The sequence below is a fragment of the Streptomyces sp. NPDC058662 genome (assembly GCF_042716255.1).
In the GTDB taxonomy this organism is placed as follows: Bacteria; Actinomycetota; Actinomycetes; order Streptomycetales; family Streptomycetaceae; genus Streptomyces.
In genome coordinates, this window is record NZ_JBHXRU010000012.1 from 37,803 (window position 1) to 61,248 (window position 23,446).

22 protein-coding genes are annotated in these 23,446 nt (G+C 73.3%); 9 read left to right on the plus strand and 13 right to left on the minus strand.

Features of this window, described 5'->3' with window-relative positions:
• Positions 1–28 precede the first annotated feature (28 nt).
• Together ACFWUQ_RS07310 and ACFWUQ_RS07315 are read left to right on the plus strand one after the other, a co-directional pair.
• Positions 29–1,717, plus strand: a complete 1,689-nt coding sequence (locus tag ACFWUQ_RS07310) for a hypothetical protein (RefSeq protein ID WP_384534094.1) — start codon at positions 29–31, stop codon at positions 1,715–1,717.
• Between the two features lie 13 nt (positions 1,718–1,730).
• Positions 1,731–3,317, plus strand: coding sequence for a DUF2142 domain-containing protein (locus tag ACFWUQ_RS07315; RefSeq protein WP_384534097.1), 1,587 nt, complete (start codon positions 1,731–1,733; stop codon positions 3,315–3,317).
• A 79-nt stretch (positions 3,318–3,396) separates the two neighbouring features.
• Here the strand turns inward: ACFWUQ_RS07315 and ACFWUQ_RS07320 are convergent, their stop codons facing one another.
• Both ACFWUQ_RS07320 and ACFWUQ_RS07325 read right to left on the minus strand, forming a co-directional pair.
• Positions 3,397–4,107: a carbon-nitrogen hydrolase family protein gene (locus ACFWUQ_RS07320; protein WP_384534099.1), complete on the minus strand. Its 711-nt coding sequence runs from the start codon at positions 4,105–4,107 to the stop codon at positions 3,397–3,399.
• Between the two features lie 34 nt (positions 4,108–4,141).
• Entirely contained in the window at positions 4,142–4,720 is a 579-nt protein-coding gene (locus ACFWUQ_RS07325) for a TetR/AcrR family transcriptional regulator (RefSeq protein ID WP_384534102.1), read from the minus strand.
• Positions 4,721–4,929: 209 nt separating this feature from the next.
• Here ACFWUQ_RS07325 and ACFWUQ_RS07330 point away from each other — a divergent pair, with 209 nt between their 5' ends.
• Positions 4,930–7,386: a beta-glucosidase gene (locus ACFWUQ_RS07330; RefSeq protein ID WP_384534105.1), complete on the plus strand. Its 2,457-nt coding sequence runs from the start codon at positions 4,930–4,932 to the stop codon at positions 7,384–7,386.
• Between the two features lie 88 nt (positions 7,387–7,474).
• Here ACFWUQ_RS07330 and ACFWUQ_RS07335 read toward each other — a convergent pair whose 3' ends face one another.
• Positions 7,475–8,371, minus strand: a complete 897-nt coding sequence (locus ACFWUQ_RS07335; protein ID WP_384534107.1) for an SGNH/GDSL hydrolase family protein — start codon at positions 8,369–8,371, stop codon at positions 7,475–7,477.
• Between the two features lie 252 nt (positions 8,372–8,623).
• Here ACFWUQ_RS07335 and ACFWUQ_RS07340 point away from each other — a divergent pair, with 252 nt between their 5' ends.
• Positions 8,624–9,118, plus strand: coding sequence for a DUF3145 domain-containing protein (locus tag ACFWUQ_RS07340; protein ID WP_384534110.1), 495 nt, complete (start codon positions 8,624–8,626; stop codon positions 9,116–9,118).
• Positions 9,119–9,177: 59 nt separating this feature from the next.
• Here ACFWUQ_RS07340 and ACFWUQ_RS07345 read toward each other — a convergent pair whose 3' ends face one another.
• The 5 genes from ACFWUQ_RS07345 to ACFWUQ_RS07365 form a co-directional block, all read right to left on the minus strand.
• Positions 9,178–10,455: a beta-ketoacyl-[acyl-carrier-protein] synthase family protein gene (locus ACFWUQ_RS07345; protein ID WP_384534111.1), complete on the minus strand. Its 1,278-nt coding sequence runs from the start codon at positions 10,453–10,455 to the stop codon at positions 9,178–9,180.
• A gap of 79 nt (positions 10,456–10,534) precedes the next feature.
• Positions 10,535–10,783: an acyl carrier protein gene (locus ACFWUQ_RS07350; protein WP_384534114.1), complete on the minus strand. Its 249-nt coding sequence runs from the start codon at positions 10,781–10,783 to the stop codon at positions 10,535–10,537.
• Positions 10,784–10,837: 54 nt separating this feature from the next.
• Positions 10,838–11,842, minus strand: a complete 1,005-nt coding sequence (locus ACFWUQ_RS07355) for a ketoacyl-ACP synthase III (RefSeq protein WP_384534117.1) — start codon at positions 11,840–11,842, stop codon at positions 10,838–10,840.
• Positions 11,843–11,861: 19 nt separating this feature from the next.
• Complete coding sequence (locus ACFWUQ_RS07360; protein ID WP_384534120.1) at positions 11,862–12,779, minus strand: ACP S-malonyltransferase; 918 nt, start codon at positions 12,777–12,779, stop codon at positions 11,862–11,864.
• Between the two features lie 89 nt (positions 12,780–12,868).
• Positions 12,869–14,086, minus strand: coding sequence for a PucR family transcriptional regulator (locus tag ACFWUQ_RS07365; protein WP_384534123.1), 1,218 nt, complete (start codon positions 14,084–14,086; stop codon positions 12,869–12,871).
• Between the two features lie 80 nt (positions 14,087–14,166).
• On the opposite strand from ACFWUQ_RS07365, the gene ACFWUQ_RS07370 reads away from it, so the two are divergent.
• The gene (locus ACFWUQ_RS07370; RefSeq protein WP_384534126.1) at positions 14,167–14,823 is read left to right on the plus strand and encodes a pirin family protein; all 657 of its coding nucleotides are present in this window, start codon (positions 14,167–14,169) and stop codon (positions 14,821–14,823) included.
• A 9-nt stretch (positions 14,824–14,832) separates the two neighbouring features.
• On the opposite strand, the gene ACFWUQ_RS07375 is transcribed toward ACFWUQ_RS07370, so the two are convergent.
• Positions 14,833–15,660, minus strand: a complete 828-nt coding sequence (locus tag ACFWUQ_RS07375; protein WP_384534226.1) for a serine hydrolase domain-containing protein — start codon at positions 15,658–15,660, stop codon at positions 14,833–14,835.
• 79 nt (positions 15,661–15,739) lie between these two features.
• On the opposite strand from ACFWUQ_RS07375, the gene ACFWUQ_RS07380 reads away from it, so the two are divergent.
• Both ACFWUQ_RS07380 and ACFWUQ_RS07385 read left to right on the plus strand, forming a co-directional pair.
• Positions 15,740–16,138, plus strand: coding sequence for a MerR family transcriptional regulator (locus tag ACFWUQ_RS07380; protein ID WP_384534129.1), 399 nt, complete (start codon positions 15,740–15,742; stop codon positions 16,136–16,138).
• Positions 16,135–17,163: an aldo/keto reductase gene (locus tag ACFWUQ_RS07385; RefSeq protein WP_384534132.1), complete on the plus strand. Its 1,029-nt coding sequence runs from the start codon at positions 16,135–16,137 to the stop codon at positions 17,161–17,163. The genes ACFWUQ_RS07380 and ACFWUQ_RS07385 overlap by 4 nt, the downstream gene beginning before the upstream one ends.
• A gap of 27 nt (positions 17,164–17,190) precedes the next feature.
• On the opposite strand, the gene ACFWUQ_RS07390 is transcribed toward ACFWUQ_RS07385, so the two are convergent.
• From ACFWUQ_RS07390 to ACFWUQ_RS07400, 3 genes are all read right to left on the minus strand, one after another.
• A complete protein-coding gene (locus tag ACFWUQ_RS07390) occupies positions 17,191–18,084 on the minus strand; it encodes a DUF4429 domain-containing protein (RefSeq protein ID WP_384534229.1) in 894 nt (297 codons plus the stop codon).
• A 66-nt stretch (positions 18,085–18,150) separates the two neighbouring features.
• Positions 18,151–19,302, minus strand: coding sequence for an alpha/beta hydrolase (locus tag ACFWUQ_RS07395; RefSeq protein ID WP_384534231.1), 1,152 nt, complete (start codon positions 19,300–19,302; stop codon positions 18,151–18,153).
• A gap of 221 nt (positions 19,303–19,523) precedes the next feature.
• Complete coding sequence (locus ACFWUQ_RS07400) at positions 19,524–20,234, minus strand: TetR/AcrR family transcriptional regulator (protein ID WP_384534135.1); 711 nt, start codon at positions 20,232–20,234, stop codon at positions 19,524–19,526.
• A 142-nt stretch (positions 20,235–20,376) separates the two neighbouring features.
• On the opposite strand from ACFWUQ_RS07400, the gene ACFWUQ_RS07405 reads away from it, so the two are divergent.
• Entirely contained in the window at positions 20,377–21,972 is a 1,596-nt protein-coding gene (locus ACFWUQ_RS07405; protein WP_384534233.1) for an MFS transporter, read from the plus strand.
• Between the two features lie 210 nt (positions 21,973–22,182).
• Entirely contained in the window at positions 22,183–22,575 is a 393-nt protein-coding gene (locus ACFWUQ_RS07410; RefSeq protein ID WP_384534137.1) for a peptidase inhibitor family I36 protein, read from the plus strand.
• On the opposite strand, the gene ACFWUQ_RS07415 is transcribed toward ACFWUQ_RS07410, so the two are convergent.
• On the minus strand, positions 22,556–23,413 hold the full coding sequence (locus tag ACFWUQ_RS07415; RefSeq protein ID WP_384534140.1) for a potassium channel family protein: 858 nt from the start codon (positions 23,411–23,413) through the stop codon (positions 22,556–22,558). The two genes, ACFWUQ_RS07410 and ACFWUQ_RS07415, sit on opposite strands and share 20 nt — an antisense overlap.
• Positions 23,414–23,446 lie beyond the last annotated feature (33 nt).

Here is a 23,446-nt window from a genome sequence, read left to right on the forward strand (position 1 = left end):
CAAGCGCCGCGGCAGTAGGGACGAAGCAGTGACAGTGAGCACCGAGGGGTCGGTGACCGTGCTGCCTCCGAACGGACCGGCCGCGTCCGACCATCCCCCGATACCGGCGGCACGGCGCGTGCCGCGGTCCCGGGGAGCACTCCTCCTTTTTGAGGCCGTCGTCGCGTTCGCCGCGGCCCTCGTCCTCCCGCTGCTGGCCCGCGGCTTCGACTTCAACCCCCTCAACAGGATCGCGCAGGTCAGCGGCCTCGCCGCGCTCCAGCTGCGGTTCGTGCTGCTCGGCCTGCTGTGTGTCGCCGCGGTCGCGCTCGCGATGCGGCTGCGCGCAGGCCGCCACTTCGACCTGACGGCGCGTTTCGCCGCCGCCGCCATCGCGGGCCTGGCCAGCGGATTCGTCGCGGCGGGCGCCGTCCTCGCGCTCCACGGCACACCCTGGCCGATGTTCGGCCTCAACGGCGACAGCGGCCGCATCGTCGAGTGGGCGCACGCGGTGGCCAACGGCCGCCCGTCCGGCTCACCGGTCTACCCGCCCGCCCCGCTGCACACCCTCGGCTACTACGCCGAGTGGTTCCGCGGCGGGAACACGGCGTACGCCTTCAAGGACCTCCAGATCCTCGGCGCCGCCGCCTTCGGACCGCTGGTCTACCTCGCCTGGCGCCTGCTGCTCAGCCCGGTCCGCGCCCTCGCCTTCGGCGTGGCGCCCGCCTTCGCGCTCATCGACACGTACAAGCCGTACAGCCAGACCGTCCTCGTGCTGCTGGTCCCCGTGCTCGTGGCGCTGGTGGTGTCCCTGCGCCGCAGCGGGACGGACGGCTGGCGGCCCCTGCTCCTCAAGGGCGCGGGCTTCGGCGTACTCCTCGGCGTCCTGTTCCTCACCTACTCGGGCTGGTTCCTGTGGAGCGCGGCGGGCGTGCTGTTCGCCGCCCTGCTGTACTTCCCGTGGCGCACCGGCCGGCTCAAGGGCGCGGCCTTCCTCGGCGCCTCCCTGGCCGGCTTCCTCGTCGTCGCCGGGCGCTACCTGGTGGTCATGCTGACCGAGGGGCAGACCACCAAGGACTACAACTTCCGGTTCGACAACTTCACCGACCCGGCCTACTACCTGATGTGGCGCACCGACATGCCCGGCAAGGTCGGCGAGTGGCCGCTGCCCGGCGAGTACGGCGGCGTCGGCCTCTTCGCCCTCCTCACCTTCGTCTGCCTGGGCGCCGCGATCTGGCTCGGCATCCGCCGGCCCATGGTCGTGACCATCGCGGCCATGTTCATCAGCGCCTGGGTCATGCGGATGTTCATCGCCTCGAACATGTACGAGACCCAGACCGTGCAGCTCTACACCCGCACCAACAACCAGCTGCTCTACTGCGGCCTGCTGCTGTGCGCGCTGGTCGCCCACCTGGTCTCGCAGCGGATGGCCGCACGCCGCACCGCCGAGGAGGCCGCGGGCGCCGCCGCAGGTCCGGCCGTCGGCCGCCCCGAGGGCTCCGGGCTCCCGGCCCGCGAGGGCGCGGTGATCGGCACCCTGTGCGCGCTGCTGCTGCTCCTGGGCACCGTCTCCTCCTCGATGGCCGACCGCTACATGCCGGCCCAGGACGGTACGTACCGGATCCTGCCCTACGTCTCGCACACGATCACCGAGCAGGACGGCAGCTGCCCGCGGTTCGCCCCCGGCGGCACGTGCTCCAAGGACGGCGACCAGAGCTGGCTCGACTACATCCGATGACCCGAGGGAACAGATGATCTCCGCACTGACGCGGCTGGCCGACTGGTCCGCCCGGACGCCCAAGCGGCTCTGGCTGGTCTCGTTCGCCCTCTTCTTCACCCTCGCCGGCTCCTGGGCCGCGGCCTCGCCCATCGGCAGCAGCCCGGACGAGCACGCGCACTTCATCCGCGCCGCCGCCGTCGCCCGGGGCCAGATCGGCGGACCCGAGGTGATGGTCCCGCACTACGTCGCGGGCATCGAGGGCGAGTTCGCCGAGACGGGCGTGCGGCTCCCGGAGTGGTACAAGCAGCTTCCGTCGCTGCACGAGTGCTACTCCTGGCACGAGGACGAGCCCGCCTCCTGCGCGCCCGCCGTCGCGGGCTCCGAGAAGACCGTCCAGGTCACCACCGCCGCCGGCCGGTACCACCCGGCGTACTACCTGGCGACCGGCTGGCCGAGCCTGCTCGTCGACGGCCCCGCGGGGCTGTACCTGATGCGCCTGGTGTCGGCGCTGCTCTGCTCGGCCCTGCTGGCCGGCGCGGTGGTCACGGCCTCCGAGTGGCGGCGCCGCTCGCTGGCGGTGCTGGGCGTCCTCGCCGCGGCCACACCGATGACCCTGTACATGGCGGGCATGGTCAACCCGAGCGGTGGGGAGATCGCCGCCGGCATCCTGGTGTGGACGGCCCTGCTGTCCATCACGATGTCCCCCGACCCGGCGCTGCTCAACCGCCGGCTGGCGCGGCTCGGCATCGGCGGGCTGGTGCTGATCAACATCCGGCCGCTGGGACTGATCTGGTTCGCCGGGGCGCTGGTCTTCGGTCTGCTGCTGGCGCGCCGGCGCGGCCTCCTGGGCTCGGTGTTGCGCCGCAAGGCCCTCTGGCTGTGGACCGCCCTGCTGGGCGCGGCCTCGGCCGGGGCGCTGCTCTGGGCGCGCGCGCACCCGGACAACTCGGTGATCGACATCCCGGACAGCCTCACCACCGTGACGGCCGCCAAGCAGACCCTCGGCAACACCGCCACCTACGTCCAGCAGATGCTCGGCTACTTCGGCTGGCTGGACACCCCCGCGCCCGCCCTCACCTGGGAGGTCTGGCTGGGCGTGATCGCCGCGCTCGTCGTGCTGGCGCTCGCCTACGGCCGCTTCCGCGAGACGCTGGCGGTCCTGGGCATGCTGGTGGGCATCGTGCTGCTACCGGTGGTGGCGCAGGCCTCGCAGGCGGAGAAGATCGGCATGGTGTGGCAGGGCCGCTACCTGCTGCCGTTCGCCGTGGGCCTGCCCCTGATGGCGGTGCTCATCTGCGCGAGCCGGGCACCGGACCGGGGCTTCCCCTGGCGCCGGATGGTCGGGTTCGCCGCCGCCGGGCTCACGCTCGCGAACGTGGCGGCCTTCTTCTGGACGCTGCGCCGGTTCGCCGTCGGCACCTCCGCCTCGTGGGTGCCCTCCCCGGCGCACTGGGCCCCGCCCGGCGGCTGGGTGCTGTGGACCGGTGTGTACGCGGTGACCGCGCTGGCCCTGCTCGTACCGGCGCTGCAGTCGGACCGGGTCCCCGCCGCCGGTGAGGACGCGGACACCGACGGCGCGCGCTCCGGGCGGCATTCGCGCGTTCCCGAGTTCCTCTGACCGGGCCCGCCCCCCGGAGCCGGCGTGAGTGCCGCGGCCCCCGCACCCCCGTACCGGCGGGTGCGGGGGCCGCGCCGGTTCAGGCGCCGATGTCCGCCGTCACCACCGAGGGGGTGCGGTCGTCCGCCTCGGCGAGCAGCGCGCCGCCGGGCGCCCAGACGGCCGCGCCGCCGCAGCCGGTCCACGGCCCGGCCGGCCCCACGTGGTTGGCGAGCACGACGTACAGCCCGTGGTCCCTCGCGATGCCGGGGTGGACGGCGGCGCGCTCCCGTACCCCCGCGCCCGTCCCGTACAGGGAGCTGGCCAGGTGCACCCGGCAGCCGTCCGCCGCGGCCCGGCCGGGCAGTCGCGGGAAGTGGTTGTCGAAGCAGACGCCCAACGAGAAGCGGATCCCTGCGAGCTCGAAGCGCCCGTCGTCGCCGCCCGCCCGGAAGACGTCCCGCTCCTGCTCGTAGAGGTGCTGCTTCGCGTACGTCGTCACGTGCGCGCCGTCCGCGTCGTGGACCAGCGTCGCCAGAGCCGGGAGGGGGCCGTCCGTGCGCAGCGCGACGTTGACCGCGGTGGCGACGCCGGCCGAGCGCACCGGGTCCAGCCGGGGGTCGTCGGGCTCCATCCACAGTCCGGGATCGGCGGCCAGCGCCGGCAGTTCGTAGCCGGTGAGCGTGAGCTCGGGGAACACCACCAGGGCGGCCCCCTCCTCACGGGCCCGGACGGCGAGGCCGGCGGCCCGGCCGGCGTTGGCGCGGACGTCGGCGGGGACACAGGTCAGCTGGGCTGCGGCGATCTTCACGGGCCCAGCATCCCAACTGCCCGCGGCGCGGCCCTCAGGGGGCCGCCGGTCCGCGCAGCAGGGTGAGGAAGGACCGGAAGGCGCCGGGCATGTCCACCGACTCGGGGGCCAGCAGCCACTGGTACTGGAGGCCGTCCATGACGGCCGTGAGCAGCGGCGCGGCCTGCTCCGGGGTCAGTCCCGAGGGCAGGCGCTCGCCGAACTCGGCGCGCAGGACGGTGGCCATCTCCGCGCGGACCTGCGCGTAGCGCGCGGTGAAGAACTCGCGGGCCGGATGGCCGTCGGTGACGCTCTCGCCCAGCAGCGCCGAGAAGGTCTGGACGATGCCCGGGCGCATGGCGTTGTAGTCGACCAACGAGGCCAGCAGGTCGAGGCGCCAGGTGTCGGCCGCGGCGCGGGAGCCGCCGCCGGTGTCCCACCGGTCGCGCTCCTCCAGGACCGCGACGAGCAGCGCCTCCTTGGTCGGGAAGTAGTGCAGCAGTCCCTGCTGCGTCAGGCCCACGCGCTCCGCGACCGCGCCCAGGGCCGCGCCCCGGTACCCGCGCTCCGCGATCACCTCGACGGCGGCCCGCAGGATCTCCCCGCGCCGCTCCTCGCTCCTCGCCCTGGCCATCGACCGGCACCCCTTCTCCGCCCATCCCTGTCAGCAGGACCGTACGGCACATAAAAATCACGAAGGCATAACGAACCCTACCGCTCTACAGGTATCGGGTCCACGATGGGGGCGCCCACCGCCCCACCGCCCCACCGCACGCCCCACCCGCACATCGACCGCACCGCACCCCGAACTGCACGCACCGCACCCAGCGAGGAGGCTCGGCCGTGACCGATGCCGATCAGGTCCGCGAAGACGCCGTGGAAGCGGCACTCAGGAAACTCGACCTCGACACCAGGACCCGCCTCCTGGCCGGCCAGGACATGTGGTCCCTGCCCGCGCTGCCGGAGATCGGGCTGGGGTCCCTGGTCATGTCCGACGGTCCCGTCGGGGTGCGCGGCGTGCGCTGGACCGCCGACGACCCGTCCGTCGCCCTGCCCTCACCGACCGCGCTCGCCGCCGCCTGGGACCCGGCGCTCGCCCGCCGCGCCGGCCGGCTCCTCGCGCAGGAGGCCCGCCGCAAGGGCGTGCACGTCCTGCTCGCGCCCACCGTCAACCTGCACCGCTCACCACTCGGGGGACGGCACTTCGAGTGCTACTCCGAGGACCCGTACCTCACCGGCGCCATCGGCAGCGGCTACGTCAGCGGCGTCCAGGACGGCGGGGTCGGCACCACCGTCAAGCACTTCGTCGGCAACGACGCCGAGACCGACCGCTTCACCGTCGACAGCGTCATCGCCCCGCGCCCGCTGCGCGAGCTGTACCTGGCGCCCTTCGAGGCCATCGTCGCCAACGCCCGCCCCTGGGGCATCATGACCGCCTACAACCAGGTCAACGGCACCACGATGACCGAGCACCGACACCTCGTGAACGAGGTCCTGCGCGGGGAGTGGGGCTTCGACGGCTGCAACGTCTCCGACTGGATGGCCGCCCGCTCCACCACCGGCGACATCGGGGGCGGCATGGACGTCGCCATGCCCGGTCCGGCCACCGTCTACGGCCCCGCCCTCGCCGAGGCCGTACGGGCCGGGGAGGTCCCCGAGTCCGCCGTGGACGCGGCGGTGCGCAACGTACTGCGCCTGGCCGCCCGCGTCGGCCTGCTGGACGGCGTCCCCGCCGTCGTCACCGAGCCCCCGGCCCCCGTCGACGGCCAGGCCCTGGCCCGCGAGCTCGCGGCCCGCGGCTTCGTCCTCCTCCGCAACGAGGCCCTCTCCGGCGGGGCCGCGGCCCTGCCGCTCGACACCGGCGCCGGCCGGACCGTCGCCCTGGTCGGAGCAGCCGCCCGCGACGCCCGCGTCCTCGGCGGCGGCTCCGCCACCGTCTTCCCCGAGCGGATCGTCTCCCCGCTCGACGGGCTCGCCGCCGCCCTGCCGCAGGGGGCGCTCACCTTCACCGTCGGCGCCGACCCCTCCGACGAGCCGGCCCCGGCCGGCAAGGGCTTCGAGCTGCGCGCCGTCTGCCGCGACGCGTCCGGCGCCGTCATCGGCGAGGGCTCCCTGCCGACCGGCCAGGTCCAGTGGATCGGCGACGACCTGCCCGCGGGTGCCTCGTACGAGACGATGGCGAGCATCGAGGTCACAGGTACGTTCCTGCCGCGCGAGAACGGTGAGCACGTCTTCGGCACCCGGGGACTGGGGGCCTTCGCCCTCGCCGTCGGCGGGGAGGTCCGCTGGGAGGGCGTCCAGGAGATGGGCGAGGAGGCCGATCCCTTCGAGGCGTTCTTCGGCGCCCCCAGCGAGCGCGCCCGGGTCGACCTCGCCGAGGGGGAGCCGGTCGAGGTGTCGCTGACCTACCAGGTCCCCGACATGAGCGCGCTGCCGCTCCGCGCCGTGATGTTCTCGCTGCTCCACCTCGGGCCGCGGCGCGACGGGGACGAACTGATCGCCGAGGCCGTGGCGGCCGCCCGCGCCGCGGACACGGCCGTCGTGGTCGTCGCCACCACCGAGCGGGTGGAGTCCGAGGGCTTCGACCGCGCGGACCTCCGGCTCCCGGGCCGCCAGGACGACCTGGTCCGCGCCGTCGCCGCGGCCAACCCGAACACCGTGGTCGTCGTCAACGCCGGTTCCCCCGTCGAGCTCCCGTGGCGCGAGGAGGTCGCCGCCGTCCTGCTCACGTGGTTCCCCGGGCAGGAGGGCGGGGCCGCGCTGGCCGACGTCCTGCTCGGCGACGCGGAGCCGGGCGGGCGGCTGCCCACGACCTGGCCGGCGGAGCTCGCCGACGCCCCCGTCACCGAGGTCGTCCCCACCGAGGGGCGCCTGGAGTACCGCGAGGGCCTCCACATCGGCTACCGGGCGTACGAGAAGTACGCCGTCACCCCCGCCTACCCGTTCGGGCACGGGCTCGGCTACACCGACTGGGCCTACGAGTCCCTGGAGGCCACCGCCGACACGGTCCGGGTGCGCCTCACCAACACCGGGAGCCGGCCGGGCCGCGAGGTGGTCCAGGTCTACCTGGCGCCCGTGGCCGACACCGTCGAGCGCCCGGCCGACTGGCTGGCGGCCTTCGCGGGCGCCGAGGCAGGCCCCGGCGAGAGCGTCGAGGTGGAGATCCCACTGCCCGCCCGGGCCTTCGAGATCTGGGACGAGGAGAGCGGCGGCTGGCGGCGGATCGGCGGCGCCTACGAGGTCCGCGCGAGCCACGCGCACGGCGACACGCGGCTGACGGCCGCGCTCCATCTCGCGTGACACGCCCGATGGCCGGAAAGGATCCCTCCTGAGGCGGTCAAGAGCAGGACCGGGGGCGGGCCCTGACACCCGCCCCCGGTCCGTACGGCTACCGGGGCGGCTCGGCCGCGGTCACCTGGCGGTGCGCCAGTTCCGCCAGCCGCGCCTGGCCGTCCCTGCCCGGGTGGAACCAGTCCCAGCGGCTCAACTGATCCGCCGAGAAGGGGTACTGGAACACCGCGCCGCCGTCGTAGCGGCACAGCGCGTCCTTCGCGCAGACCTCCCGCAGGACCTCGTTGTACTCCACCACCCGGGCCCGCACCTGCTCGCGCCGGGCCGTCGCCCCCGTCGCCGCGGACAGCGGGTCGGCGAGCATCGACTGGCAGATGCCGAGCTTCCAGACCTGCCGGACCATCGGGGTGTCCTTGCCCTGCTCCCACAGCCGTTGGAGGTCGGGGACGCTGGAGACGTACACCTGGGTGGAGGGGGAGGCGGCCCGCAGCCCCGCGAGGGCCGTCTCGAAGCCCGCCTTGAAATCCGCCACCGGGGTCATGGAGGCAACGGTGGGCCGGCAGGCGTCGTTCGAGCCGACCATCACGGTGACCAGGTCGGGAGCGTGCCCGGCGGCCGCCGTCAGCTGCGCCGGCAGGTCCGCCATCCGGGAGCCGGTCACCGCGTAGTTCCAGCTGCGGGACGGCGCCGCGGCGTCCCCGAGCAGCCGCATGGCGAGCGAGCGGACCGCGGGGTCGTTCCCGGTGGCCCAGGACACCTCCGGGCAGTCGGCCAGGACCGAACAGGCGTCGAAACCCCGCGTGATGGAGTCGCCGACGGCGGCGATCGAGGTGGGCCGGGTGTTCCAGCGCGGCGCGGCCTGCGCCCCGCGCTCGCCCGCGTCTCCCGGTCCGCCCGGGGAGCACCCCGCCACCGTTCCGGTCAGCAGTGCGACCGCGGCGCCCGCCCCCGCGAGCGTGCGGCGCGCGCGGCGGCGCGGAGCGGTGGTGCGCATCGGAATGGGTCCCCTTCGTGTCACCCCGTCATCGTTCGGGGGCGTCCTGCTGAGTGAAAGCTCTGTGATTACGGGTCTTGGAGCGACCGTACGTCACACCATGACCCCTGACTCACGGTAGCTTTTTCCCGTGGCGTTTCGGCCGCAGGTCCCGTAGCGCAATGTCCAAAAATTTCCGTTACATTACATCACGTCACATTCTGTCCGTTTTCTGGAGTTTATTCCCGACCTCGTCCCACACTGGAGGTCCCGGTGACGACACGTGGAGTTCTGTACGTGCATTCCGCACCGCGCGCGCTCTGCCCGCATGTGGAATGGGCTGTTGCGGGCGTGCTCGGGGTGCGGGTGAACCTCGACTGGATCAGACAGCCCGCCTCCCCCGGCACCTGGAGAGCCGAGTTCTCCTGGCAGGCCGAGGCCGGCACCGCCTCGAAGCTCGCCTCCGCCCTGCGGGGCTGGCACCTGCTGCGCTTCGAAGTGACCGCGGACCCCTGCCCGACCGCGGAGGGCGAGCGCTACAGCTCCACCCCGGAGCTCGGCATCTTCCACGCCGTCACCGGCATGCACGGGGACATCCTCATCCCGGAGGACCGGCTGCGCGCCGCCCTGGCCCGGTCCGCGCGCGGCGAGACCGAGCTGGAGGCGGAGATCGCCAAACTGCTCGGCAAGCCCTGGGACGACGAGTTGGAGCCCTTCCGCTACGCGGGCGAGGGAGCACCCGTGCGCTGGCTCCACCAGGTCGTCTGACCCCCGGCACGGAAAGGGCCCCGCCCGGCAACTGCCGGGCGGGGCCCTTCGTACGCGTGTCAGACGCTCCGGAACGCCAGGGTCACGTTGTGGCCGCCGAAGCCGAAGGAGTTGTTGATCGCCGAGATCGGACCGTCGGCCGGCAGCTTGCGCGGCTCGCCGCGCACGATGTCCGCGTCGATGTCGTCGTCCAGCTCGTCGACGTTGATCGTCGGCGGGGCCAGGCGGTTGTACAGGGCCAGCACCGTGGCAACGGTCTCGATGCCGCCCGCGCCGCCCAGGAGGTGGCCGGTCATCGACTTCGTCGCGGAGATCGCGATGTGGTCGAGGTCGTCGCCCAGCACCTTGCGCAGCGCCTTCAGCTCGGCCGTGTCACCCTGCGGGGTGGACGTGGCGTGCGCGTTCAGGTGGACCAGCTCGGCCGGGTCCAGACCCGTGTTGTCGAGCAGGTTGCGCACCGCGGCGGCGACACCGCGGCCGGTCGGCTCCGGCTGCGCGATGTGGTGGCTGTCGGCGGACAGGCCCTGGCCCAGCACCTCGCAGTAGACCCGGGCACCGCGCGCGGCTGCGTGCTCGGCGGACTCCAGGACCACGACGCCGGCGCCCTCGCCGAGGACGAAGCCGTCACGGCCCTTGTCGTACGGGCGCGAAGCCTGCTCGGGGTGCTCGTTGTTCTTGGACATCGCCATCATGTTGGCGAACGCGGCGATGGGCAGCGGGTGGATCGCCGCCTCGGTGCCGCCCGCGACGACCACGTCGGCACGGCCGGTGCGGATCATCTCCACGGCGTAGCCGATGGCCTCCGCGCCGGACGCGCACGCGCTGACCGGAGTGTGCACACCGGCCTGGGCGTTGACCTCCAGGCCGACGTTGGCGGACGGGCCGTTCGGCATCAGCATGGGAACGGTGTGCGGGGAGACCCGGCGCACACCCTTCTCCTTCAGCACGTCGTACTGGTCGAGCAGGGTGGTGACGCCGCCGATGCCGGAGGCGATGACCGTGCCCAGGCGGTCGGGCGCGACGAAGGCGCCCGTCTGCGTCTCCTCGCCGGCCGGAGCCGTGTAGCCGGCGTCGGCCCACGCCTCGCGGGCCGCGATGACGGCGAACTGCGCCGAGCGGTCCAGCTTGCGGGCCAGCGGCCGGGGGAGCACCTCGCTCGGGTCCACGGCGGCCGGGGCGGCGATACGGACCGGGAGTTCGGCGAAGCGCTCGCCCTCCAGGGGCTTTACGCCGGAACGGCCGGCAAGCAGACCTTCCCAGGTCGAAGCGCTGTCGCCACCCAGCGGAGTGGTTGCGCCGATACCGGTGACGACCACGGTGCGATTGGTCGGGCTCACAGGAATTCTTTCTCCACGTCTCAGGGGGTGCTGAATTGTCACGGCGCCACCGCCAGGTGGCGACAAACGCTCGTCAGGCTCAGGCCTGGTTCTTCAGGATGTACTCGGCGGCGTCGCCGACCGTCTTGAGGTTCTTGACGTCCTCGTCCGGGATCTTGACGTCGAAGCGCTCTTCGGCGGCGACGACGACCTCGACCATGGACAGGGAGTCGACATCGAGGTCGTCGGTGAACGACTTCTCGATCTGGACGTCCTCGGTCGGGATGCCGGCGATCTCGTTGACGATCTCCGCGAGACCGGCGACGATCTCTTCCTGCGTGGCGGCCATGTGGCGCTCCTTCTCTGGGTAACTGGAATTCAGGACGGGAAGTGGAACCCGGCCCTAGGGGAGGGTAACGACCGTCGCGGCGTAGACGAGCCCCGCCCCGAAGCCGATGACGAGCGCGGTGTCGCCGCTCTTCGCCGCTCCGGTCGCCAGGAGCCGCTCCATAGCGAGCGGGATCGAGGCGGCCGAGGTGTTGCCGGTGGTCTCCACGTCGCGGGCGACCGTGACGTGCTCCGGCAGTTTCAGAGTCTTCACCATCGAGTCGATGATCCGCATGTTCGCCTGGTGCGGAATGAAGACGTCCAGGTCTTCGGCGGTGATCCCGGCGGCGTCCAGCGCCTGCTGGGCCACCTTGGCCATCTCGAAGACGGCCCAGCGGAAGACCGCCTGGCCCTCCTGCGTGATGGCCGGGAACTTCTCGCCGCCGTCCTTGCCGAGGTACTCGTCCCACGGCACGGTCTGCTTGATGGTCTCGGACTTGTCGCCCTCGGAACCCCACACCGTGGGGCCGATGGCGGGTTCCGCCGAGGGGCCGACGACCACGGCGCCCGCGCCGTCGCCGAACAGGAAGGCCGTCGCGCGGTCCTCCAGGTCGGTCAGGTCCGAGAGCCGCTCCACACCGATGACCAGGACGTACTCGGCGGAACCTTCCACCACCAGGCCCTTGGCCAGGGTCAGGCCGTAGCCGAAGCCGGCGCACCCCGCGGAGATGTCGAAGGCGGCGGGCTTGCCCGCGCCGATCCGGTGCGCGATGTCGGTCGCGACGGCCGGGGTCTGCTTGAAGTGCGAGACCGTCGAGACGATCACCGCCCCGATCTGCTCGGGCGAGACACCGGCGTCGGCCAGCGCCTTCCCGGAGGCCTCCACCGACATCGCGGAGACGGTCTCCTGGGGCGAGGCCCAGTGGCGCGTCGCGATGCCGGAGCGGGACCTGATCCACTCGTCGGACGAGTCGATCGTCTCCAGGATGACCTCGTTGGGCACCACACGGGTCGGACGGTACCCGCCGACCCCGAGGATGCGGGCGTACGGGGAGCCCTTGGCCGGCTTGATCTTGGACATGCTGTGTCGGCTCCTTCTCTCAGGCCGCGTGCTCGGTGAGGAGCGCCGCGGCCTTGTCGAGATCGTCCGGGGTCTTCAGCGCCACGCTCGGTACGCCCTTCAGCGCGCGCTTGGCCAGACCCGTCAGGGTGCCACCGGGGCAGAGCTCGATGATCCCCGTGACGCCCAGCTCGGCGAACGTCTCCATGCACAGGTCCCAACGGACCGGATTCGCGACCTGGCCGACCAGTCGGGCGACGACGTCGGCGCCCGCGGTGACGACGAGGCCGTCCTTGTTCGAGACGTACTTCAGAACCGGGTCGGCCGGGGAGAGGGCCTCGGCGGCCTTCGCCAGCGTCGCGACCGCCGGGGTCATGTGGTGCGTGTGGAAGGCGCCCGCGACCTTGAGGGCGACGACCTTCATGGAACCCTCGGGCTTCTCGGCCTCCAGGTCCGCGATCTGCTCCATGGTGCCGGCGGCCACGATCTGGCCCGCGCCGTTGATGTTGGCCGGGGTCAGCCCCAGCTTCTCCAGGTGCGCGACGACCACGTCGCGGTCGCCGCCGAGGACGGCGGCCATACCCGTCTCGGTGACGGCGGCGGCCTCGGCCATCGCCAGACCGCGGGTCCGTACGAAGGACAGCGCGTCGGCCTCGGACAGCACGCCGGCGTACGCGGCGGCGGTGATCTCGCCGACGCTGTGGCCGGCTACCGCGCCGAAGGCGGTGGGCGAGCCGAGCGCGGAGGCGGACAGCAGACCGGCGGCGACCAGCAGCGGCTGGGCCACGGCCGTGTCGCGGATCTCGTCGGCGTCGGCGTTCGTGCCGTAGTGGGCAAGGTCGAGCCCGATGGCGTCCGACCAGGCGGCGACGCGGTCAGCGGCGCCGGGGAGGTCGAGCCAGGGAGTCAGGAAGCCGGGCGTCTGAGCGCCTTGGCCGGGAGCGACGAGTACGAGCACCCTCACACTCTCTCTTGTGGACGGTCCCCGCCGCCCGTGGGGACAGGGACGAAGAACCGTCGGGGGAATTGTTGATGTCCGACAAAAGTCTAGGACTGCGGATCTCCGTCGGCCAGACGCCCCAGGATCAGGGCGATCCGCAGCGTGAACGCGGAGCGCACATCGGAAGGCGACCATCCGGTGACGTCGGTCACACGTCGGAGCCGGTACCGCACCGTGTTGGGGTGCACGAACAGCATCCGGGCCGCCCCTTCGAGACTGCTGGCCTGCTCCAGGTAGACGCTCAGCGTCTCCAGCAGAGCCGACCCCGCCTCCTCCAGCGGTCTGTAGATCTCCTCCACCAACTGCTCCCGCGCCGCCGGATCCGAGGCGATGGCCCGCTCCGGGAGGAGATCGTCCGCCAGGACGGGGCGCGGCGCGTCCTGCCACGCCGTACAGGCCTTGAGACCGGCCGCCGCGGCCTGCGCCGACTTCGTCGCGTTCAGCAGGTCGGGGACCACCGGCCCGGCCACCACCGGACCGGCGGCGAACGGCCCGATCAGGGATTTCGCCACCTGCATCGGGTTGTCGCTGCCGCCCGCGATGACCACCAGCCGGTCCCCGAGCACACCCGTGAGCACCTGGAGCTTGTGATGGCGGGCAGCCCGCCGGATCGCCTCGACCGTCAGCTCGCTGTCGCCCTCCGGCGCGGTGCCCAGCACCACGCACACGTGCTCCGGCGAGTTCCAGCCGAGCGCGGCCGCCCGGGACAGGGCGCCCTCGTCCGCCTCACCGGACAGCACGGCGTTGACCACCAGCGATTCCAGCCGGGCGTCCCAGGCTCCGCGCGCCTCGGCGGCCTGCGCGTACACCTGGGCCGTCGCGAAGGCGATCTCCCGGGCGTACACCAGGAGCGCCTCGCGCAGGATCGACTCGTCGCCCGGAGCCGCCACCTCCTCGATCGCGGTCTCCATGACCTCGATCGTGGTGCGGACCATCTCGACGGTCTGCCGCAGGGTGATGGCCCGGGTCAGCTCGCGCGGAGCCGTCCCGAACACGTCCGTGGAGATCGCCTGCGGCGTCTCCGGGTGCCGGAACCACTCCGTGAACGCGGCGATGCCCGCCTGCGCCACCAGGCCGATCCAGGACCGGTTCTCCGGGGGCATCGCCCGGTACCACGGCAGGGTCTCGTCCATCCGCGCGATCGCGTTCGCGGCGAGCCGGCCGGAGGACTTCTCCAGCCGGCGCAGCGTCGCGGTGTGCGGATGCGCGGGCACGGGATGCGCGGGATGTGTCGCGGGGGAATGCTCACGTTCGGGTTGAGGCACGTGACAAGACTGCCTTATCGGGACGGCTGCGCGGAGTCCGGTCCCGTACCGCCCCCGCGCCCGGGGCTACCGTGGCCCCCATGATTGATGTACGTCGCGGCACGGACCGGTACGAGGGCGGCCGGCCCGCCACCGGGATCACCACCCGGCACGCCTTCTCCTTCGGGTCCTCCTACGACCCGGACAACGTCCGCTTCGGCCCGGTCCTGGCCTGCAACGAGGAGACCCTCGTCGCCGGCGCCGGGTTCGACGAGCACCCGCACAGCCACACCGAGATCGTCACCTGGGTGATCGAGGGCGAACTCACCCACCAGGACAGCACCGGGTCCTCGACCGTGGTCCGAACCGGAGACGTCCAGCACCTGAGCGCCGGCTCCGGGGCGCGGCACGTCGAGCGCAACGACGGCGCCGGCCGGCTGCGCTTCGTGCAGACCTGGCTCGCCCCGCTCGCCGCCGGCGGCCAGCCCGCGTACGAGGTGGTCGAGGCCCTCGCCGACGGCGCGCCCTACAAGGTCCCCGCGGCCGGAGCCGTGCTCCACGTCCGCCGGCCGGGCGCGGGCGAGCGGGTCGCCGTACCGGCGGCCGAGCGCGTGTACCTGCACGTGGTGCGCGGGGACCTGCGCCTGGACGGGGAGGAGCTGGGCCCCGGGGACTCGGTCCGGATCACCGGCGAGGCGGGCCTGGAGGTCGTCGCGGGCTCCCCGGGGGAGCTGCTGATCTGGGAGCTGCCGGGCTGAGCCGACGGCTCAGCCCCGGCCGCCGGAGGCCAGCTCGGCGAGGACCGCGTCGGTGAACTGCGGCCACGCAGCCACGGCCCACGGGCCGAACGGCCGGTCCGTCAGCACCACGCACGCGGCGCGCGCGTCCGGGTCCACCCACAGGAAGGTGCCCGCCTGGCCGAAGTGGCCGAAGGCGCGCGGCGAGGACGAGGCGCCCGTCCAGTGCGGGGACTTCCCGTCGCGGATCTCCAGGCCCAGGCCCCAGTCGTTGGGGGACTGGTGGCCGTACCCGGGCAGGACGCCGGCGAGCCCGGGCTGGACCACGGAGGTCGCCTCGGCGACCGTACGGACATCGAGGAGCCGGGGCGCCTGCAGCTCGGCGGCGAAGCGCGCGAGGTCCCGGACGGTGGACACACCGTCCTTGGCGGGCGAGCCGTCCAGCGTCGTCGCCGTCATGCCCAGCGGCTCGAAGACCGCCTGGTGCAGGTACTCGGCGAAGGGGATTCCGGTGGCCTTGGCGATGTGGTCCCCGAGCACCTCGAAACCGGCGTTCGAGTACATCCTGCGCTGCCCGGGCGGGGCGGCCGCCCGGTGCTCGTCGAAGGCCAGACCGCTGGTGTGCGCGAGCAGGTGACGGATCGTCGAGCCCTCGGGCCCGGCGGGCTCGTCCAGCTCGATCGCCCCCTCCTCGTACGCGACGAGGGCGGCGTACGCGGTGAGCGGCTTGGTCACCGAGGCCAGCGCGAAGCGGTGCCCCGTGTCCCCGTGGGAGCCGACAGCGGTCCCGTCGGCGCGCACCACGGCCGCCGCGGCCGTCGGCACCGGCCAGGTTTCGATGATCCGCAGACTTTCCATGCCGTTGACGGCCTCCACGCTCTCCATGCCGCCGAGCCTACTTGCTTGGAGCGCACTCAAGGGTTTTAGCGTGGGGGCCATGAGCCAGAGCCTGACGCCGGCGCGGTACACGATCAGCGAGGTCGAGGCGCGGACCGGTCTGACCCAGCACACCCTGCGCTGGTACGAGCGGATCGGCCTGATGCCGCATGTGGACCGCTCCCACTCGGGGCAGCGGCGCTTCAGCGACAAGGACCTCGACTGGCTGGCCTTCGTGGGCAAGCTGCGCGCCACCGGAATGTCGGTGGCGGACATGGTCAGGTACGCGGAACTGGTCCGCGCGGGCGAGCACACCTGCGACGAGCGCCGCGAGCTGCTGGAGCGGACCCGGCGCGAGGTGCGGGCGCGGATCACGGAGCTGACGGACGCGCTCGGGGTTCTGGACTACAAGATCGGCACGTACGCGATGAGAACGGGCTCGGGAGAGGCAGCGCAATGACGGAGAACGGCGGCGGCAGGCCGATCGAGCGGGTGGAACTGGGCCGGGGCGGCCCGCTGGTCGGGGTCCAGGGCCTCGGCTGCATGGGCATGAGCGAGTTCTACGGGGAGACGGACGAGAAGGAGGCCCGCCGGACCCTGGACGCCGCGCTGGCTGCCGGGGTCACCCTCCTCGACACGGCGGACGCCTACGGGCGGGGGCGCAACGAGGAGTTCCTCGCCCCGTTCGCGGCGGCCCACCGGGACGAGATCACCCTGGCGACGAAGTTCGCGATAGAGCGCACCGACGACCCGGCGTACCGGGGCGTCCGCAACGACCGCGCCTACGTCCGGCAGGCCGTCGAGGGCAGCCTGCGCCGGCTCGGCGTGGACGTCATCGACCTGTACTACATGCACCGGCGCGACCCCGCCGTGCCGCTCGCCGAATCGGTCGGCGCCATGGCGGAGCTGGTGCGCGAGGGCAAGGTGCGTTGGCTGGGGCTCAGCGAGGTCACCGGCGCGGAGCTGCGCGAGGCGCACGCCGTGCACCCCGTCGCGGCGCTCCAGTCGGAGTGGTCGCTGTTCAGCCGGGACGTGGAGCGCAGCGCGGTGGCCGCCGCGGCGGAATTGGGCGTGGCCCTCGTGCCCTACTCGCCGCTCGGCCGCGGCTTCCTGGCGGGCTCCTTCACCGACGCGGGGAAGGACCTCACGGCGGGCGACTTCCGCCGCTTCCAGCCCCGGTTCACCGGCGACAACGCGCGGGCCAACGCGGAACTGCTGGCCCCGGTACGCCGGGTCGCCGAGGCGCACGGCGCCCGCCCGGCGCAGATCGCCCTGGCCTGGGTGCAGCAGCGGGCGCGGGTGCACGGGCTGACCGTGGTCCCGATCCCGGGCACCCGCAGGGCCGAGCGCCTCGCGGAGAACGCGGCGGCGACCCGGATCACCCTCACCGACGCGGAGCTGGCCCTGCTGGAGCCGATCGCCGACCGGGTCGCGGGGGACCGCTACCCGGACATGAGCTCCACCGCCGCGGCCCGCGAGGACTGAGCGCGGGCGGCCCGGGACGCCGTGCCCTCAGGTCCCCAGGGCCTCCGAGGTGAACCGGGCGCGCAGCGTTCCGTACTCGGCGTCCGTCAGCAGGCCCGCACCGTGCAGCTCGCCCAGGTGCCGCAGCCGCTCGTCACCGGAGCGGCCGGCCGGGCTCGCCGCGGCGCGGGCCGGGGGTACCGAGCCGAGCGGGGTACGGCCGCGCAGCTCCTGCAGGACGGCCGCGGCGAACGGCAGCGACTCGTGCACCGACCCGTATCCGGTGCCGAAGACCGCCGCCGCGAGGTCGTGGTCCGGGCGCGGGTCTGCGGCGGCGGGGCGGGGCTCCCGCAGCAGGAGCCGCAGGTGGCCGCCGGGGCCCTCCGGGGAGCGCCACTCGACGCCGGTCACATCGGAGAGCGGGTAACGCTGGTCGCACGCCTTCCACTTGGTGCTGGTCGCGCCGGTGCGCGACCAGTGGAAGGTGACGGCGCCGCCGTCGAGGGCCACCCGGGCGTCGTACGCCTTGAGCTGCACCGGCGGCCGCGGGACCTCGACGAGGAAGCGCGGGGCCGGTTCGGCGGCCTCCGCCCGCAGGCGGGAGCGCAGGGCCTCGGCGAACTCCTCGGCCTGCCCCGCCCGCCCGCCCGGCAGCACCAGCCGGTACGGGTCGCACACGTCCTTCAACTGCCCGGCGGCCGCCTCCATCAGCGGGTCCGCCCCCGGCCGCGGCACGGCGCGCAGTACGACGGTGTCGCGTCTTCCTCCACTCACGGTCACCCCGGACACCGCTTCCAGGGGGATCCGGCGCGAGCCCAGGGCCTGAAGGAGTCTCGGCGTCCTCGGCGTTCTCATCCCCCGTGCGAAGCGGATGAGCACCGAGTCCGAGTCGAACTCCCAGACGGCATGATTTCCGGCCAGTACGTCACCCATGCGGCACATGGTAAAGGGAGGCACCCCCGCGCGTCCCCCTCGTCGGAAAGACCGGTCTCTCCGTCATTCCGTGCGTCAGTCCTGCTCAGCCCCGGAAATTTCACGCCGGCAGGCGTCGTCGCCGGTCGCGCACACAAGGGAACCGAAGGCGCCGGTTCCGATCTTCGCGAAGTTCTCCACGGAACCCGTACCTGGCGTGAAATAGCCGGTGTGGCTCCGGGCCCCGGCCGAGGACAGCAGCCGGGCGCCGAACCCGGGGGACACGGGGTCCGCGCCGTGCCCCAGTCCGCCGACCTCCAGGTGCGGCACGTCCGCGATCCAGTCGCCCTCGTCCCGCGCGGCCCACACCCGGGCCGAGGTGTGCAGGCCGGCGACGTTCTGCGCGCGCATCCCCGGGCTGCCCGCCACCACCACGTCCGTCACCCGGGCCGGAAGGTCGCGCGCGGCCACCCCGCACACCACCGAGCCGTAGCTGTGGCAGAACAGCGCCACGCTCGCGCTCCTCGGCAGGCCCGCGGCCAGCGACCGCAGCCGGGCGGCGCCGTCGACGGCCATCCGGCCCGTCACGGCGTCCACGCCGACCCCGGCCGGCGCGGTGTAGCCGGCCCACGCGATCACCGCGGTCCGGCCGCCGGGCGCGGCCGCGTCCTGGGCCTCGTACAGGGACTGGGCCATGCCGACGGGGGCGCTGAAGCGGCGCTGGGTGCGCTCGAAGGTGATCACGTCGGTGTCGACGCCCGGGACGACCACCGAGACCCGGCGGGCCCGGTCGAGGTCGCCGAAGACCTCGGCGGCGCGGCCGCCGCCCGTGGGGTCGAAGGCGAGGATCTGCCGGCCGGGTTCGGCGAGGGAGGCGAAGCGGTGGGCGCGGCGGGTGGCCGAGGCCCGGTCGGCCGGGGTGAGGGCGACGTCGACGCTGCGGGACCGCTCCACGCGCTCGGCCAGCCGCAGCCCGCGCAGGTTGGCCCGATAGCGGGTCTGGGCGGGGACCCCGTCGAGGTTGCCGACGACGAGGGGGTAGCCGTCGGCGAGGCGGGCCCGCTGGGCTCCGTCGAGGCCGGTGAAGAAGCGGGCCACGGTCCTTGCGGGGGCGTCGGCGGCGGGCACCGCACGCCCGTCGATCCGGGCGGCGGCCCAGGCGGCGAGGGCCGCGGTCCGCAGCGGCGTGCCGCCCTCGGGGCGGTGCACGGCGGTCCAGCCGGTGGTCGCCAGCATGACGAGGACCACCGCGAGCGCGAGCAGGACGCGCCGGACGGCGGGGCGCGGGTCGGCGCCGGAAGCGGTGGGGTGGGCGTGGCCGGGCAGGTTCACTGGCACCAGCGTAGGAGACCGTTCCAGGGGACGGCGCGCCGGGTGACGGGCCTCACGGCCGTCCGTGGGACGCGTCGGCCGGGCGGGTGAGCCGTCCGGGCGGGCACCGCACCGCCCGGCCGCGGCGGCGCGGGGAGTCAGCCGCCGGCGCCGCCCGTCCGGGCCCGGTGCGCCATCGGCGCGCGGCGCCAGTCCGACGCGAGCGCCGGGCCGATCTGGTCCAGGTAGGCCTCGGTCATCCGCCGGATCGCGGCCACCGTGGTGTCCTCGCCCTGCCCCCACAGCCGCCCGGTCACCCGCATCACGCCGGAGAACGCGGCGACCGCCACCCGCGGCCGGGGATCGGCGTCCACGTCCAGGCCCTCGCGGTCGGCGATCAGCCGCGAGATCCGCTCCTCCAGCTCGGTCGAGCGCCGCAGGTGCACGGCGAGCAGCGCGGGGGTGGACTCGATCAGCCGGTAGCTGCGCATGTAGAGGTCGACGGGGACCACCTCGGAGATGGCCTCCTCGACGGTGTCCCAGGCGGCGAGCACCGCGCCGCGCATGGCCTCGAAGGGCCCCTCCGCGGCGGGCCGGGCGCGCAGTTCGGCCACGAAGTGCGACTCCACCAGGTCCTGGACGGCGAAGGCGACCTCCTCCTTGTTGGCGAAGTACCGGAAGAAGGTGCGCTGGGAGACGTCCACGGCCTCGGTGATCTCGTCGACCGTGGTGTTCTCGTAGCCCTGGGAGATGAACAGGAGCAGAGCGGCGCGCAGCAGCGCGTCCCGGGTGCGCCGCTTCTTGCGTTCGCGCAGCCCGGCTCCGGCCCCGGCCGCCCGCGCGACAGGCGCGGGCCGCTCCTCGGTCATCACCGCAACGGTCCTCTCCCATGGATTGTCTGACGCTGAGTGAGCGGACAGGGTACCTGTGACCGACGTGACAGAGACTGCGCCGTTGAGCCGTCTGTGAACTGTCAGTCGCTGTCACTAGCCTGTTCGCATGACTAGTCAGATCACCGTCGACGACCAGGTCCCCGCCAAGGGACCGGGCTCGGCACCGGCCCGCACCGGGCTGCGCGGTCACCCCTGGCTGACCCTCTTCGCCGTCGCGATCGGCGTCATGATGGTCACTCTGGACGGCACGATCGTCGCCGTCGCCAACCCCGCCATCCAGAAGGACCTCCTCGCCTCGCTCGCCGAGGTCCAATGGATCACCAACGGCTACCTGCTGGCCCTCGCGGTCTCCCTGATCACCGCGGGCAAGCTCGGCGACCGCTTCGGCCACCGCCAGACCTTCCTCATAGGCATCGCCGGTTTCGCGGTCTCCTCCGCGGCGATCGGCCTCTCCTCGGGCGTCGAGCTCGTCATCGGCTTCCGCGTCGCCCAGGGCCTCTTCGGCGCGCTGCTGATGCCCGCCGCGCTCGGCCTGCTGCGCGCCACCTTCCCCGCCGAGAAGCTCAACATGGCCATCGGCATCTGGGGCATGGTCATCGGCGCCTCCACCGCCGCCGGACCCATCGTCGGAGGCCTGCTCGTCGAGCACGTCAGCTGGCAGTCCGTCTTCTTCATCAACGTGCCCGTCGGCATCCTCGCCCTCGTGTTCGGCCTCTTCATCCTGGTCGACCACCGGGCCGAGAACGCGCCCCGCTCCTTCGACCTCGTGGGCGTGCTGCTCCTGTCGGGCGCGATGTTCTCGCTGATCTGGGCCCTGATCAAGGCCTCCGAGTGGGGTTGGGGAGACAGCAGGACCCTGCTCTTCCTCGGCGCGGCCGTGCTCTGCTTCGTGCTCTTCACCGTCTGGGAGGGCAAGGTCGGCGAACCGCTGATCCCGCTGGGCATGTTCCGCTCCCTGCCGCTGTCCGCGGGCACCGTCCTGATGGTGCTCATGGCCTTCGCCTTCATGGGCGGCCTCTTCTTCGTCACCTTCTACCTGCAGAACGTGCACGGCATGAGCCCGGTCGACAGCGGCCTGCACCTCCTCCCGCTGACCGGCATGATGATCATCGGCTCGCCGCTGGCCGGCGCGGCGATCACCAAGGTCGGCCCGCGGATCCCGCTGGTCGCCGGCATGGCCGCCACCGCGGCCGCCTGCTTCGGGATGGCCCGGCTCACCCCCGACACCGGCGCGCTCACCATGTCCCTCTGGTTCGCCCTGCTCGGCCTCGGCCTCGCACCCGTGATGGTCGGCGCCACCGAGGTCATCGTCGGCAACGCCCCCCTGGAGCTGTCCGGCGTGGCCGGCGGGCTCCAGCAGGCCGCCATGCAGGTCGGCGGCAGCCTCGGCACGGCCGTCCTCGGCGCGGTCATGGCCAGTACGGTCGGCAACTCGTTCGGGGACAACTGGCGGGCGGCCCAGCTGCCCCCGCTCACCCCCGAGCAGCTGGAGCTCGCGGAGAAGGGGGTCCAGGTCGGCATCGCCCCCGTCCCGGAGGGCGCCCCCGAAGGCGTCGCACAGGCGATCACCGAGGTCGCGCACGACACGTTCGTGTCCGGCATGGGCACCGCCTTCACCGTCGCGGGCGCCGTCGCCGTCCTCGCCGCCGTCGTCGCCTGCTTCACCAAGCGCGGCGAGAACGCCCCGGCCGGCGCGGGCGCGGCCCACGTCTGAGGCCCCGGGGGCGCGCCCCCGGCTCTGTACCGCAAGCGTCAACCCCGTACGTACGACAGCCCCCGCGGAGTACCGCGCGGGGGCTGTCGCCTATCCGGATGGACCGGCCCGGCGCCTCTTCCGCCCGGCCGTCCGCGCAGGTCAGCGTGGTGTCGTCGGAGCTCCGGAAACGGTCCGGGGCCTCCGCGTCAACCGAGGAGCCGATCTGTCATGCGTACGAGGAACACCGCACGCCTCACCACGTTCCTGGCCGCGGCCGCCCTGGCCGCGACCGCTCTCGTCCCCAGCACGGCCACCGCGGCGCACGCCGCGGGCCCGCCGCTGGGCACCTGCGCCACCGGGCAGCTGTGCGTCTGGGCGAAGCCCGAGTTCAAGGGCACCCGCCAGGTCCACGAGCTCAGCACCCTGGACGTCAACAGCTGCACCGCCCTGCCGGCCGGCAGGAGCGCGCAGTCCCTGGCCAACCGGACCGGCCGCCCCGTGACGACCTACCAGTCGGCCGAGTGCGCCGAGACGGGGGAGTTCCAGACCTACCCGGGGGACGGGGTCTGGCTGCCGCAGTCGCCGTACCAGGTGCGGGCGTTCAAGGTGTGGGAGAGCTAGCCGGTGCGGTGCCCGGCGCCGCAGCCGGGACCGCGACAGGGGCCGGCGCCGGTGCCGTGAGGGGTACCGGTGCCGGTGCCGGTAGACCGTGCGCGGCCCCGGCCGGGACGCCGGCCGGGTCGCGCAGCCGGGCGACCTCCGCGCGCAGCGCCCGTACCTCCCCGGCCAGTTCGGCGATGGCTGCGGTCTGCGCCCGCTCCACCCGGTCGTCGCGCTCGAAGCGGGAGATGAACCAGGCCGCGATGTTGGCGGTCACCACACCGAGCAGGGCGATCCCCGACAGCATCAGCCCGACCGCGAGCACCCGCCCCAGCCCCGTGGTGGGGGAGTGGTCCCCGTACCCGACGGTCGTCATGGTCGTGAAGCTCCACCACACCGCGTCCCCGAGATTGCGGATATTGCCCTCCGGGGCGTCCCGCTCCACGCTCAGCACCGCCAGCGAGCCGAACATCAGCAGCCCCACGACCGCCCCCGCCACATACGTGGTCAACCGGATCTGCGGGGCCATCCGGGCCCGGCGGCCCACCAGCAGCAGCGTGGAGACCAGCCGCAGCAGCCGGAGAGGCTGGATGAGCGGCAGCAGTACCGCCGCCAGGTCCAGCCAGTGCGTCCGTACGAACGCCCCGCGCGCCGGCGACAGCCACAGCCGCACCAGGTAGTCGGCCGCGAACGCCCCCCACACCGCCCATTCGACGACCGTGCACGCCCGGTGCACCGACGCCTGCGCGTCCGGAACGACGATCGGCACGGCGTAGGCGACGGCGAAGGCCACGGCGAGGACGAGCAGCGGAGTCTGGCTCCGCCGCTCCCACAGCAGCTGGCGGGAGGGTTCCTTCATGCCGAGCATCGTAAGGAACGCGTAAACGGCGGT